Source organism: Candidatus Hydrogenedentota bacterium (genome assembly GCA_012523015.1).
GTDB lineage: Bacteria > Hydrogenedentota > Hydrogenedentia > Hydrogenedentales > CAITNO01 > JAAYBJ01.
On the sequence record JAAYJI010000312.1, the window covers coordinates 1 to 13,550 of the forward strand.

A 13,550-nucleotide genomic window follows, 5' to 3' on the forward strand; every position below is an offset into this window, starting at 1 on the left:
CTTCCATAGGTCCTGCTTCAGCGAGACGCTCATTTAAGACCGTCCGCCGGGCGTCATAGGGATTGTTCATCCACGTTAAAGCAATCGCCGCCACAAGACACAGCAAAATACCGCCGGCGACTATATTAAGAATACGATCCATTTACATCTCCGTCATTGCACGAATCAATAGGTTGGCGACATGGAGGGTCGTTCCCTTTTCTGACAGTCGGATCAGCGGGCATTTCACATGGGCCTGCTCATCTTCCGTACCTGCCACTGTAAATTGTATCTGATAACGCTTTAAATTGCCATCTCCTTCAACGGTTTCCACATTAGAAAGCACTGTATCATCGGCCTCCATTACAACAGCGAGTTGCGCGCTTCCCTCGGCGGCTGCCGCTTCAATGATCAGTTCATAATCACCGCCCGGCAATATTGCAGAGAAGAAAAGTGACGCATTATCCGAGTCGGCGACCACCTCAATCGCGCCGTGAGCGCTCTCGCTTTCCGCATCGCTCAGCTGCGCGTGATCAGATTGCCACGCTCCCGCTTGCAGCCGTATCCGCCCCAAGCGCAGCGGCGCTTCCTCGGTATCGCTGCCGCCGGAGTCACCGCTGTCACTGCCGCCGGATGTCCCTTTCTCGGAAGCGCCATCCGCAACAATACGCGTAATGTCCACACTGGCACCCACAAAATTCTTATCGGCCAATCGGGTCAGCTCCACCGCATCGAGGCGCAGGGATTGCGGGCTTTCCTGCAGGTTCTCCAAATATTGCAAAAGGTCTTCCAATGGCGCCGGAGGGATGCGCACGTTGATCCGGTATTCTCGATAACCTCGCCCGCCTTCTGCCATGTTCCCTTTACCCAAAGAAATGCCTTCAACCAAATTGCCTTGTTCATTGGCGCTTTCCAGAGGGATGCCGTTTTCGTCAAGATCGGCCGGCGTACGGCTCGCAAGCCGATAAATCTCTTGCCTTAGCCGATCATGAATTTCAGCTTCCGTCCATTGACTGGAATGTTGGGCGGCGATCTTGGCGTATTGAGATTCGACCAATTCGCGATGGGCAATCTGGTTCGTATAAGAAACCAGATCATCTTCCATACGGGCAATGGCCATGTCCATATCATCGAGGGTGACGACGGCGCGTTTGTATAAGGTTACGACGAGCATGAGAATGATGACGGCTAAGGTGAGCAGGGCGAGGCGCTGTTCACGAACCGAGATCTTCTCCCAAATAGATAATATTTTGCGAATAAAATTAGAACCCATCTTCACCCTCCTCAAGGGCGGAAACCTCGATCTGATAGGCGAATACCTGGGTGCCCTGTTCCATGGTTTGTTGTTCATACAGGCTGCGCGCCCGGGCAAAAAACTCCAGATATTGATCGGCGGAGCTGCGGATATTCTGGGTGAATTGCGCCACATCAGTCACCGCCTTGGCGCGGCCCCATAAGCCGATACCATCGTTGCGGTGCAAACTTAAACGGCTGAAATTGACCCTGCCCTCCGGCGCTGCGTCTACGATACGGGCGATTTGCTCGAGGATCGAGCCTTTACGGTCGACCTGTCGACGCAAGATGTTGAGGGCCTCCCTTTTTTCCGCGATGCCCCGTGCGTTCGGTTCTATAACGCTGATGCGCGCTTCCAATTCCCGAATCATTTGACGGCGCTGCTGGAAAGCGAGAAAATAAAGACCGCCCAAAACAATGCAAATGATGAGAGCGAAGACAGCACCCCGTAGTGCCAGACGCTGCATACCTTGGATACGGCGCGCTTTCGTTTCGCTCACGGGCAGCAAATTGAGCGTGGCAGGCGCCTTCCCCATAATTTCGCAGAGCGCGCCGATGCAGGCTAAGGGAATACCGGGCAGCGCCGCCGCTTCGGCACGATCAAGCAAGTCCAAAGCAAAGGCGGCAGGCTGACAGTTCTTCCCTGTTTGTTCGGAGAGGGCAACACAGAATTTATCCATCTGTGCGTAGGGACAGGCAACATAGATATCATCAACGCCGAGACCGTCCGCCGATTCTCGGCGGTAGGCAGATAAGGAACCACGCAGCTCTGAGGCAAGTTCTTCCGTGCCCCCTGCATCGAGAAGCCCTGAACCGCGGCCGTGCTCGGGATCTTCCGCCAGCATCGCCCAGTCTTGCGCGGATACAATGCCGCGGCTGAATACGGGCATCCGCTCTTCGAAGACGGTGATTTCAATACCGCCCACATCTAAACTGACCAGGGCGAAGCGGCCTTCAGGAGGAGCGAAGGTGTTCAAAGACATCATGCAGGCTGTGCTTAAAAATATCTTTTCGGCGTGTAAGCCCGCTTCGGAAAAAAGCGTAATATGACGTTCCACAATTTCATGATGCGCCAGTGCCGCAAGCACTTTGGATTCGCCGCTTTCAAGAGGATTCAAGACGCATTGGTCAATAATCAACTCTTCCACCGTGTAGGGCACATATTCTTCCGCGCTGAAACGCACCATGCCTGCAATTTCTTCCGCATCATGAGAAGGCAGCGTCAGGAAGCGCGTGGTCACGTCCCGCCTCGGCAGGATCAGATAACAGCTGTCGTCCTTGAGCTCCTTTTCAGATACGAATTCGGCAAGTGCAGCGGACAGGGATTCTGTGTCGGCCCACTCTCCTTCACGCTGATGCCAAGCCACTTCACTGACTTTGCCGCCGACGAGTTTCGCGCGCAGCACGGCAATGCCCCGCGCATCCAACAAAAATATACTGGTATAAGCTGATTTACGAGCCAAGTGTCTTCTCCTGCCAATCAAGAATATTGGACACACCCTCATCTAAGCCAATCACGGCGGAACATACAGCACGTATCCGACCATGGCGGCGGGTCGCCACTCCTGTAATCCTAAAGTAAGTGGAGATGCAAGTGCAATACGTATTCAACGGTCCCGACGGGTCAACCGTTACACCCGTCTTCTCTTCGAGGTCTTGCATGTTCTTGAATCCGAGATCATCCGAGGTGTAAGGCACGCCGTCCGAGCCGTTTCGATACGCCAAAATCGTGTCCACATCCCGTTTGCGCACTTTGGGAATACAATGCAACACCTGTGCTGAGGCGGTGTTGATGTTAATTTTACCATCACCCCATACGGTAAGTATATTTTTTAGCGCGGGCTTGTCGCGGTCACCAAACCAATCCTTCTCGCTCACACCGCGTAAATAGCGGATTTCCTCAATGGATTGAAACGGCGTTACCCCCTCTTTTTCATGCACCTCTTTTTCTCTGCGTGCTTTCACACGGCGCACAATGGTGCGGCTCATGGATTCGATCTCTTCCAAAATTTCGATAGGAGCCGTGTTAATGTTGATATAGCGTTCTTCGTCGGTGATGACATAGATCACCTCATCATTTTCATATTCTTGGGCATTTTCAAAATAGCCCTCGTCGAAGAGATCTTTAGGCTGCGCCCAAGACTCCGCAAGGTGGGTGCCGCCCTGAAGTTCGCGGGGCAGCAACATAAACATGAGCCCCCGATTATGCATTTCCACAATACCGCGGTCCACGGCAGCACGGGCCATCATCAGCGCTTCTTCTTGATCCAGCGCGTAGGCGGCGGCGCGGCGCTCAAGAACGGCACGGCGGCCAAAGCCAAGGGTGATCGCAGTCAGCATAGCGGTAATCCACAAAACGCTGACCAAAACAAAACCCTTGTTATGGAAATTAATTCTCTTCAAAAATCATTTTCTCCAACGCACTTTTCTGCATGCGGTGGGCACCGCCCCGCGTGGGAAAAGTGGATTTGAGGGTGTAGGTCTGCTTCCGATCTTCCGGATCACGAAAAGTTATGGTCAACTCAACGCCCTGCGGCAAGCCCCATAAATTGTGATGACGATCCGTATAAATAGGCGGAATAATACGGGGCGCTTCGTCGTCCTTCACATTCTCGGGCGCAGGAACCCAAATATAGCGAATCTTGAAGCGCGTCACATTTTCAGCGATGACCTCCTTAAAAGCACGGCCCACCTTAACACGGCCACGATCAAACTTCTTGGGGTCAGACGGGCGCTTCGGTAAGGCAGTCTGAACCAAAGCCTCACTCCGTTCCAAGGTGCGTTTGTTGCGGTTGTAGCTGTAGCGTACCTGCATGAGCCGACGCCCTTCACCTTCATCCAAATCCATGGGCTGAGCAATCACAAACATCGTAATGGATCGATCGTCACCTTCAAAAAGATGGCCGGCACGGGCAGTCATGTTATTGTATTCATGACCGAAAAGGGTGAAGGCACTGCGCGCTTCCCGATACACATCGAAACCGCCTTCCGTTACGCTCCATGCGCGCAACGAAGCATGGGCGAGCAAATACACGGAGGAAAGAACCGTGCTTAATAGGATGGTCGCCACCAGCAATTCCACCAGCGTAAAGCCTGCACGCCATGCGGCAATGGGTACTGCAGTCTTTCTGTTGTAACACGCCGGGATCACCGCTCCTCCTTGGGCAGCCAAAATAAGTCGGGGCGCAAAAGGGTCTCACCCACGGTTTCCATGGGAACACCGCCGCGTCGCCACTCAATGCGCACCGTCAACTTGCCCATGTAATCTACGATGCGGTCTTCAAAGCTTTGATATAATTCCGGCGGCAACGCATGGATATTTTGCGGACGCGGTATGCTCACCTTTTTTAAATCCCACTTAAAACGAAAGTCGTCATAGGGCGCGTCGAAACGACCGGAACCGGAACCTTCAGGCTGTTGAAAACGCAGCGCCTGATCTCCCGTTACTTGTTGGAGAAGAAAGCGCGCAATGGTATAGTCCTGTCCTTGACGGCGCGTCAGCATCCCTTGGCGCAGCGCACTTTGGATGACTATAGCGCTGACGCTGAGCAGCGCCATGGCAACCACAGTCTCCACAAATATATAACCTTTTCGGCCCCTGGACATCAGCGTTTCTCCTTAAGAGACACCTGCCCCAAAGGTCCCGATACCTCCACCACATAATGACTGTTACGACTCCGTTCATCGGTCAGCTCAATACTCGCCTGGTCGCTCGCGCCATTGGGCAGACAGCGAATATAATGTTCCCGTGTCCCTTTGTTTTGCCGCCCCTTGACCTTCGAAATCGTCAAAAATTGCGGCAAATGCCGTTTCTCGTTTAAGGGCGGGGTCGCTCGCTCAAAAACTTTTTCTTCCTTCTCCAGCCCGGCGAGGTATTCAAGGTAATACAGGTTTTCCTTCATGTTGACGACAACACGGTATTCCCGAGACTCACGAACAGCCATCTCCTGCGCGTAGATAATAGCGGAGAGAAGATCGTTGCGCGCATTGCGCATTTCAATCCCGTTCATGGACCCCACATAGACCGGCACAATGGTCATTGAAATGGCACCGATAATGACGACCACGACGAGCAGTTCCAAAAGCGTAAACGCGGACCGCCCGCCCGGAATATGGTGCGAAACATGGTTCACAATAAGGCTTCCTGCTGTTCTGCGAAAAGCGAAAGAAAGAATCCCATCAAGGCAGCGGCGAGCTGGAGGTCACGTCATCCTCATTATCGGGAATACCGTCGGGACCGGCAGAATAAATGTCGTAATCAGCGAGGAGGATATCTGTCGGAGGCTTGTAAATATAAGGATTGCCCCAAGGATCCATTTTTAACTCGCGGATATAGCGCCGTTTACCCGTAACAAGATCATTGAGCGTTTTCGGATAACTGTCGTTATTGTCCAAAGCAAAAAGATCCACTTGGGTGCTCAGAGTAGCGATGTCGCCTTTTGCAGCGCGGATCTGTGTCTCTCTGACACGGCCGCTGTAATTCGCGGTAATCATACCGGCGAGGATGCCGATAATCACCGTGACAAGAATCAATTCTATTAACGTAAAGCCACTGTTCGATTTCATGGATACTCTCCATTGCCGACAAAGATCATGATCTTTCTCTCGTAAACCTATACCACTATGTAAAATTAACGTATTTTATTGCCAATTGTTTGACAACAAGAATATTGTAACGTATATCCCCTTGCGATGCACTCTTTTCCCCGAAATACAAAAATGCCTCCAAGACCGCTTGTGAGGCGCAACACCCGAAACAAGTCTGATCCCTTATCAAAGCGCGCGCCGGTTCAAAGCATTTTCTCAAAAAGCGTCCAGACTGTTACACTATAGGATTTAAGGTTCCCAACAATGTGAACCTTCAGGATAGAACGCAATGGCTTTGACAGCAGCAAACCAAAACACCTCGCAACAAGAACACCAACTTAAGCGACGAACCGGCAAGCCGTGGATGCTCCTCATCACCAATGCCTTCTATTTGCTCTTGGTCTTTGGGTGGACCGTAGGGAACAAACCGACAGGAAAAGATTTTGCAGCGTTGACACGTCCCGATTTGCTCGGCGCCGTTACGGGACGTTTATTTTCCGCCATGATCGCCGCTTTTTCCACACACTGTTGGCTCTATTATCTCACAAATCTGCTGCTCCTCTATCTGTGCATGGTACTCATACTCATCCTTTGCCGCGTACTGGGCAGAGGGCCCTGGTGGCTGGGATCCGTCGCCGCCGTACTCTTCATGGCCCATCCCCTCAAGACCGAAGCCGTCCTTACGCTCAGCGGTATCCAATTTTTATTGCCCACAGTCTGCGCGCTCTTGCTGCTGCTCCTCTATACACGCTGCCGAGATTCGGCGTCAACCCTTGTCCGTTGGCTGCCGCCTGTCGCGTACCTCGCCCTTATCTTGAGCTTCCCCGACATGATACCCCTCTTTTTAGTTTTGATAATTCTCGACTTTTGTTTCTATCGAAAAAGAGAGCATGCCAAGCCTGTATTGTGGGCGATCTTCATCATCGGTATCAGCGCATTCTTAATCAGCGGTCAATGGGCTGTCCAAGGCGCATGGCTGCCCGATAAAATTGTCTTGTCCTTGTTTCTCATCGTCTATCCTATCGGCATGCTGCCGGACACAATCGCCTTCTTTGCCAACCATCTGCTTATTACTACACTGTGCTTCATCCTTTTCCTCTACCTAATGACACGGCTGCTCCGCAACATAAAAGATCCTCTTGTCACCTTCGGTGTGCTCGCAACTTTTGCCTTCCACCTGCTGCAAGGCGGCGAAGCGGTGGATCCTGTCCATCTATCGGGAAGCGGCAGGATGGTGATGCTCCTCGCCTTATTCGCGCTCAGCCTGGGTAGTATGTTCCATGTCTTCATGCGCAGCGAGCGGTGGCGGTCCACGGTGGTGCGCAACTCAACGCTCCTCTGTGTGGCGGCCATGCTCTCCCAAGGCTGGGTCAACTGGCATTGGCGGCAGGCGGGTTTAGACGTGCAAAGTTTCCAAGAAACAGCCCAGCAAACGGTGGAACAACATCCGGGACAATGGATCGGCTTGCTCCCCAATATCTCTTATGTCGGCACTGTACCCCTTATGTATTCTCAAGCCATACGGTATGACACGCCTTTCAGCCGTGCCTTACCCGTACAAAGCCTCTTAGAACTGCCCGTACTTCCGTCGGCAGCCGTAAAAATCGAAGAATACAACACAGATTCCTTTGAGGTATATGTAAGTAATCCGGCACTCCCAAAGTTTTCGATACCGAAGCGGCTTACCCGGGCATGGTGGTATCAGCGGCACCGACCTCAGGAGGAAGCGCTCTTCCGTCGCGACGCGAAAAATGTACCCTTTCCAATTCTGCGAATTCCTCCCCATAAGGCACGGCTAATCGACTTTCAACCATAAAAATAACGCGCGCCGTCTACGATTTAAACGAAGACGCCAAACTTTTGCCTGCACCCCGCTGTATTTTTTTTCGTTTATAGCTGTGCGTTTTGTAAAATAGTATTATGTTGAGGAATAGAAGCTGTGAAAATATATATTTCCGAGACCTCACACGAACGTAAGCAGAGGAGGAAACAATGATACCGAGACGTTGGGTACATGTGGATCCGGGTGAATATGCGCAAGTACTCCGATGGATAAAAAATCCGCCCAATGACGATAAAGAACCCGTCCACGCTTTTGAAGATAGCGTCACCAGTATACTCGGATTACCCGGCGTCGCCGCAGTTAATTCCGGACGCCAAGCGCTGCGTTTAATCCTAGAATATTTCAAAATCGGTGCCGGCGATGAAATGATCGTTCCCGCCTATACGCTGAACGAGATGTTGACCGATGTTCAAGCCATGGGCATTACCCTAGTCCCAGCAGACCTTGACACCGACACCTTCAACATCACAACGCGCTCCGTCGCACAGCGGATCACCTCAAAAACAAAAGCCATCCTCGCACTCCATATTTTTGGCGCCCCTTGCGATATCGAAGGGCTTCGTGAACTCGCCACTCGACGGGGACTCTATTTAATAGAAGACTGTGCCCACGCATTGGGTTCAACCGTTTTTGGACGATCAACCGGATTTTGGGGAGATGCCGCGTTTTTCAGCTTGGAAACTACCAAAACAGTCAACACCTATGGCGGCGGACTCGTTGTATCCCATGACCCGGAACTCCTTAAGCAGGCAAGAGAATTCAATCTGTCTCAGCCCGAAGGGAATCAGTCCCTTCTCAAAAAGATGAAAGCCGTTCGTTCTGAACAACGGATGTTTCGATACAGACTCGCCTATCCCCCCTTGTTCATGTTAGCGTCACCGCGCTTACAGCCGCTCATGAATCGCCTCTATCGGGGCTCCCAAAAAAAACGTAAAGGACAGGAACGCTACAGTGCCGTACAGGCAAGATTGGGGCTCAACAAACTACACTCGCTCGCAGAACGACTCACCCTGCGCTATCAACGGGCAGGACTATTGAACTCATTGCTGATCCGTGACATCCATCCGCAGCGGATCTTGGCGGGAACAGAATCTACAAATTATTTTTATGTCGTATGTCTGCCCTGTCCCGCAGCGCCCATACGCCGGCAACTACTGTATCAAGGAATTGATGCCGGTGTGGGCAACGAAATTATGGACAATTGCGCGCGACAGCTCGGATATGAGGATTGCACAAACACCGACACCATTTTGGAACGTGCCATCGCCCTGCCCATGTTCGACGGGATCAAAGAGAAAGCCTGTGAGCAGGTAGCAAAAACACTGAACCAACTTGTAAGCCGTATTCAAGATCGCTCCGGGCGCTGAACCAAATAATTGCCAATGCACAGATAGTCAATCCCCGCCGACAAAAACGCATTGACCCCCTGTTCCGGCGTGCGGACGATGGGCTCTTCATGAATGTTGAAGCTCGTATTCAAAACAACACCACTGCCCACCAAAGCCTTCAGTTCCGTTAAAATGCGGTGGAAACTAGGGTTATTGTCTTTGTTCACCAATTGGGCGCGAGCGGTTCCGTCCACATGGACTACCGGATGATGGTCGCGACGCATCTTTTCCGTGCAGCGAAAACAAACCGTCATAAATTCTGCTGTAAAACGCGCCGCTTCCACGTCATGGCAATACAACGCGGCATCTTCCGCGGGTAGGGCAGGGGCAAAAGGCATGAAATCACTGCGCGTTAACATCTTGTTTAGACGCCCCGTGATTTCCGCATCTACAGCACGCACGAGAACAGAACGATTGCCCAAAGCGCGGGGCCCCCATTCCATGGCGCCCGCAAAGCGCGCCACAACATGATCCTGCGCCAACAATTCGGCAACTTTTTTTTCAGGATCAGCCACGTATTCAAAAGGGAGCTCCTTCTCAGTCAACACCGCCTTGATGGCAGCATCGTCGTAGGATTCGCCTAAGAAAACATGAGAAATAGGACGGGGCTGCAAGGATTGGCTTTCACAGATGGCGCCCAATGATAATCCCCCATCGCCCATGTTCGGAAAGATAAAAAGCCTTTCTACTTCTGTCATTTCATGAAGGTGCTGGTTCAGTTTCACATTGGCGAAAACGCCGCCTGCGGCAACCACACTGCGCACTCCCGTTTTCTCGATCCAATGCCGTGCAATGGCAAGCGTAAATTGCTCTAAAAGCTCCTGTGCCCACGCGCTGACGTCGTCCCTGCCATAACGGGGCAACAATTCGTTCCGGATCCATGCGACACGCTTGCGGCCTACGGGTCCGGTATAAAGCAGTTCGCCGTCAACTAGGGAAAAAGGCGCAGGTTCCTGTACCCGTGACGCGTCTCCAACGGCGGCGAGCCCTGTAATTTTACCTTCATCACGAGATGGTACAAAACCGAAGGCTTCTGACAGCGCCTCAAAAAACAGACCGAAAGAACTGTCTGTAGGCGCTGTCCACAACCGTTCGATGGTCTTGCCCAAATGGGCGAGGGACACGGTCATGGACAGACCGTCGCCCATACCGTCTGCGGTCAGACAGAGTGCTTCCTCAAATCCCGAACAGAACCAAGCGCCGGCCGCATGAGCACGATGATGTTCGGCAAAATGAAGCGGAATCTTGCGCAGCGCCGGCGGCAGTTCACGTCGAAATACGGGTGCTAATATAGACATAGACAAACGGCGCAAGAGAGAATCTTCCCGTGTCCGAGACACAGGTGTATGAAACATGACCAGATCTAAAAGCCTTTTGAACAGCGTGTCTTTTTTGCTGCGGAAGGCATTGAAAAGCCAGTTATGCAGGAATGGAAAGAGCCGCACGAGCAAGGGCGGCGTCATATGGCCGCAGACGCATAGCCCGTCAATGGCGGAGGGCGCAACACCTGTGTATTTTAAAAGCGCTTCTAAGGACTGGTGAGGGAAACCGCCTTCATTTTTACGGCGGGAATAACGTTCCTCATTGACGGCGAAAATAATTTCCCCGTCTTCGACCAAAGTCACGCCAGCATCGTAAAGATCTTCACTGATGCCCAGATAGATCACAAGCACCTCCAAGCAATGAGTTGAGTGCAGAAAAAACCATTTCAATAAATCTAAAATGGCTTCGGATGAAAGAAAAGAAAGTATATCATATCGACACAAGCCTACATTATGAAGACGAGAGAACGCGCCTCACTTCCAGACAAAAATCTCTGTGATGTCCTCTTCTTTTGGACCGATTGCATTTCAACCTTGAGTCCGCCATCCGCCTTTTTCATTGAGTGCCAGCCTTAAGTTATGGTATTATTTAAGATAGGTAGAGGTTGATGGCGGTTCAATCCGTGAATTGTTTCACCCTACGCACATTCCCCAAAGGGGGGCTTTATTTTATTCATGACAACTTCACAAAAACAACATTGCGGCACACAAATTGTTGCCGTTGATGGTCCCGCCGGCGCCGGCAAAAGCAGTGTATCCCGTCAAACAGCGCGCGAATTGGGTTTTGCTTTTTTAGATACAGGCGCCATGTACCGTGCCGCCACATGGTTGGCACTGACGCAAGGCGTGCCACTGGACGACGCGGAAGCGCTGGAAGCGTCCACCCGTGCCATGGCATTGGAGCTGCGCGAGGAAGCGGATTGTTTGCGGGTTTTTGTGTCGGGTCGGGAAATAACCGATGCTATCCGGAGTGAAGAAGTAACACGCTCGATCTTTCATTTGGATCAAATTCCCGGAGTACGCCGTCATCTGGTATCCTTACAGCGTGAATTTGGCTGTCGTCGTCCCACAGTGGCGGAAGGGCGCGATATTGGTACTGTTGTGTTTCCGCAAGCGCGCTGTAAAATTTATCTCGATGCAGATCCGGCGTGTCGTGCCCAACGGCGCGCTCGACAATTGGAGACAATGGGCAAATTAGTGGATTTCTCTCGGCTCTTAGCAGAAATAAAGGAACGGGACGCTCATAATCTAAACCGGGCTGATTCTCCGCTTCGCAAGGCTGATGATGCTATTGTTGTAGATACAACTTTTCTTTCTTTTGAAGCTGTTGTCGCGGAATTGGTTCGTTTGGCGCAGGAACGGCTATGAGTTTTGCTGCCGCCACCTACCGTTGGATCCTTCCTTCCTTTGATCATGAACAAGCCGAGGCGTTAAGCCAAGAATTGGGCATTCCGCCGATTATTGTTCATCTGCTGGCGCAGCGGAATTTACGCTCCGCCTCGGCAATAAAAGACTTTTTAAACCCGTCCCTGGCACAATTGACCAATCCCTTTGACTTGACAGGGATGCATGAGGCTGTAAATCGGATTCTTGTCGCTCGGAAGCGGCAGGAGTCCGTATTAATTTTTGGCGACTATGATGTGGACGGTATCAGTGCCTCTGTCATTTTGGAACGGGGACTGCGACGCTTCGGTCTTAACCGGATTCACTGTGACATGCCCGATCGTTTCGCTGAAGGCTATGGGCTTTCGCCCGAACATGTCCGTGCTGCAAAAGACCAAGATGTAAATCTTATCATCACGGTGGACAATGGAATCAGCGCCCATGAAGCGGCGCAATGCGCCAGTGATCTTGGGCTGGATCTCATTGTTACGGATCATCATAGCTTAGAAAAGGAATTGCCCGCCGCTGTGGCGGTGATTAATCCGAAACAAGATGATCCGACCCATCCCGCCCACATGCTCGCCGGCGCAGGCGTTGCTTTAAAAGTGGCGACAGCACTCAACGGCACTCCCCACGATCTGGATATTGCCGCCTTGGGTACCGTGTCAGATATTGTGCCGCTCCTTGCGGAGAATCGCGTCATTGTTGCCCTTGGCATTCGACACATGATCAAGCATCAGCGTATAGGTCTCAAAAGTCTTGCAAAGGCGGGTCATTTTAATATTGCCGAAGTAAGTTCTCAAAAAATTTCTTTTCAGCTGGGACCTCGATTGAATGCCGCAGGACGCCTAGAGACCGGGCATAAAGCGTGGCAACTATTGATGACGGAGCGTGAAGATGAAGCCGATGCGCTTGCCGAAGAGCTGGACGAAACCAATGAAAAACGACGAGGTATTGAACAGCGTATTTTTGAAGAAGCCGAAGAGATTCTCGCCGCCTTTTGGAATGATGAGCAACGCTCCATTGTGCTGGCGGAAAAAAACTGGCATCAAGGGGTGATCGGTATTGTAGCTTCACGTATGCAGGCCCGTTATTTTCTTCCGGTGATCATTTGCTGTCTCGGAGATGATGGCTTATTTCATGGCTCAGCACGAGGCAATGTGGGCTTCAACATGGTTGAAGCATTGGAAGCATGTTCCGAGCATTTAATCACTTTCGGAGGACATGTTGCCGCGGCAGGATTGACCCTTGCACCCGAAGCCATTGACGCCTTTCGTGATGCCTTTGAAAAAGAAGCACGCCGTCAGCTTGGTTCAAAAAAGACCGAACCTATATTGAATGTCCATGCGTGCATTGCTTTGAGTCAAATCGACCGCGATTTCATGAGGCAGATCCACAAATTGGAGCCTTTTGGGCAGAGTAATCCGGAGCCTTTATTCTGTACAGTCGGCGTAAGCGTTGTACCCCAATCCATGCACCTATTGAATGAACAACACCTCAAATTTATGGTGCGCCAAGGGGATACTGTATTTACAGCGTTGGCATTTGGCATGGCGGAACGCTTTTATACGGAAGAATTTCCCGAAAAACTGGATATTGTTTTTTCTCCTTTTGTAAATACCTTCAGAGGAGAGACTTCTATCCAATTAACGATAAAAGATATGTGTGCCGCCCGATAAAATTAAAAAGGCGTATAAAATTTGCGTAACAAGCCTATGAACAGGTAAGGTATTGGCGTATACGACCGGGTAACAT

The 13,550-nt window shown here is 51.4% G+C and carries 13 protein-coding genes; 4 read left to right on the forward strand and 9 right to left on the reverse strand.

The window, feature by feature from the left end; genetic code table 11:
• The 8 genes from GX117_13515 to GX117_13550 all read right to left on the reverse strand — a co-directional run.
• Positions 1–142: hypothetical protein (locus GX117_13515; GenBank protein NLO34348.1), on the reverse strand; the 142-nt coding region annotated here is incomplete at its 3' end.
• On the reverse strand, positions 143–1,252 hold the full coding sequence (locus tag GX117_13520) for a type II secretion system protein M (protein NLO34349.1): 1,110 nt from the start codon (positions 1,250–1,252) through the stop codon (positions 143–145). It abuts the gene before it with no gap.
• Complete coding sequence (locus tag GX117_13525; protein ID NLO34350.1) at positions 1,242–2,735, reverse strand: pilus assembly protein PilM; 1,494 nt, start codon at positions 2,733–2,735, stop codon at positions 1,242–1,244. Before GX117_13525 ends, GX117_13520 begins: the two co-directional genes overlap by 11 nt.
• Positions 2,725–3,675 carry a hypothetical protein gene (locus tag GX117_13530; protein NLO34351.1) on the reverse strand — a complete coding sequence of 317 codons (951 nt, stop codon included), beginning with the start codon at positions 3,673–3,675 and terminating at the stop codon, positions 2,725–2,727. Before GX117_13530 ends, GX117_13525 begins: the two co-directional genes overlap by 11 nt.
• A complete protein-coding gene (locus tag GX117_13535; protein ID NLO34352.1) occupies positions 3,662–4,423 on the reverse strand; it encodes a prepilin-type N-terminal cleavage/methylation domain-containing protein in 762 nt (253 codons plus the stop codon). The genes GX117_13530 and GX117_13535 overlap by 14 nt, the downstream gene beginning before the upstream one ends.
• Complete coding sequence (locus GX117_13540; protein ID NLO34353.1) at positions 4,420–4,878, reverse strand: hypothetical protein; 459 nt, start codon at positions 4,876–4,878, stop codon at positions 4,420–4,422. The genes GX117_13535 and GX117_13540 overlap by 4 nt, the downstream gene beginning before the upstream one ends.
• Positions 4,878–5,405 carry a prepilin-type N-terminal cleavage/methylation domain-containing protein gene (locus GX117_13545; GenBank protein NLO34354.1) on the reverse strand — a complete coding sequence of 176 codons (528 nt, stop codon included), beginning with the start codon at positions 5,403–5,405 and terminating at the stop codon, positions 4,878–4,880. Before GX117_13545 ends, GX117_13540 begins: the two co-directional genes overlap by 1 nt.
• 46 nt (positions 5,406–5,451) lie before the next feature.
• Complete coding sequence (locus GX117_13550; GenBank protein NLO34355.1) at positions 5,452–5,838, reverse strand: prepilin-type N-terminal cleavage/methylation domain-containing protein; 387 nt, start codon at positions 5,836–5,838, stop codon at positions 5,452–5,454.
• A gap of 310 nt (positions 5,839–6,148) precedes the next feature.
• On the opposite strand from GX117_13550, the gene GX117_13555 reads away from it, so the two are divergent.
• The gene (locus GX117_13555) at positions 6,149–7,675 is read left to right on the forward strand and encodes a hypothetical protein (GenBank protein ID NLO34356.1); all 1,527 of its coding nucleotides are present in this window, start codon (positions 6,149–6,151) and stop codon (positions 7,673–7,675) included.
• Positions 7,676–7,851: 176 nt separating this feature from the next.
• Positions 7,852–9,069 carry an aminotransferase class I/II-fold pyridoxal phosphate-dependent enzyme gene (locus GX117_13560; protein NLO34357.1) on the forward strand — a complete coding sequence of 406 codons (1,218 nt, stop codon included), beginning with the start codon at positions 7,852–7,854 and terminating at the stop codon, positions 9,067–9,069.
• Here GX117_13560 and GX117_13565 read toward each other — a convergent pair.
• Entirely contained in the window at positions 9,048–10,757 is a 1,710-nt protein-coding gene (locus GX117_13565; GenBank protein NLO34358.1) for a hypothetical protein, read from the reverse strand. The genes GX117_13560 and GX117_13565 overlap by 22 nt on opposite strands.
• 330 nt (positions 10,758–11,087) lie before the next feature.
• On the opposite strand from GX117_13565, the gene GX117_13570 reads away from it, so the two are divergent.
• Both GX117_13570 and recJ read left to right on the forward strand, forming a co-directional pair.
• Positions 11,088–11,780 carry a (d)CMP kinase gene (locus tag GX117_13570; GenBank protein NLO34359.1) on the forward strand — a complete coding sequence of 231 codons (693 nt, stop codon included), beginning with the start codon at positions 11,088–11,090 and terminating at the stop codon, positions 11,778–11,780.
• Positions 11,777–13,474: a single-stranded-DNA-specific exonuclease RecJ gene (gene recJ / locus GX117_13575; GenBank protein ID NLO34360.1), complete on the forward strand. Its 1,698-nt coding sequence runs from the start codon at positions 11,777–11,779 to the stop codon at positions 13,472–13,474. The genes GX117_13570 and recJ overlap by 4 nt, the downstream gene beginning before the upstream one ends.
• The last annotated feature ends 76 nt before the right edge of the window (positions 13,475–13,550 follow it).

Excerpts from the sequence above, each read along its gene's own strand:
- GX117_13520 (NLO34349.1), bottom strand. The coding sequence starts at position 1,252 with ATGGGTTCTAATTTTATTCGCAAAATATTATCTATTTGGGAGAAGATC.
- GX117_13540 (NLO34353.1), bottom strand. The coding sequence starts at position 4,878 with ATGTCCAGGGGCCGAAAAGGTTATATATTTGTGGAGACTGTGGTTGCC.
- GX117_13550 (NLO34355.1), bottom strand. The coding sequence starts at position 5,838 with ATGAAATCGAACAGTGGCTTTACGTTAATAGAATTGATTCTTGTCACG.
- GX117_13555 (NLO34356.1), top strand. The coding sequence starts at position 6,149 with ATGGCTTTGACAGCAGCAAACCAAAACACCTCGCAACAAGAACACCAA.
- GX117_13560 (NLO34357.1), top strand. The coding sequence starts at position 7,852 with ATGATACCGAGACGTTGGGTACATGTGGATCCGGGTGAATATGCGCAA.
- GX117_13570 (NLO34359.1), top strand. The coding sequence starts at position 11,088 with ATGACAACTTCACAAAAACAACATTGCGGCACACAAATTGTTGCCGTT.
- recJ (NLO34360.1), top strand. The coding sequence starts at position 11,777 with ATGAGTTTTGCTGCCGCCACCTACCGTTGGATCCTTCCTTCCTTTGAT.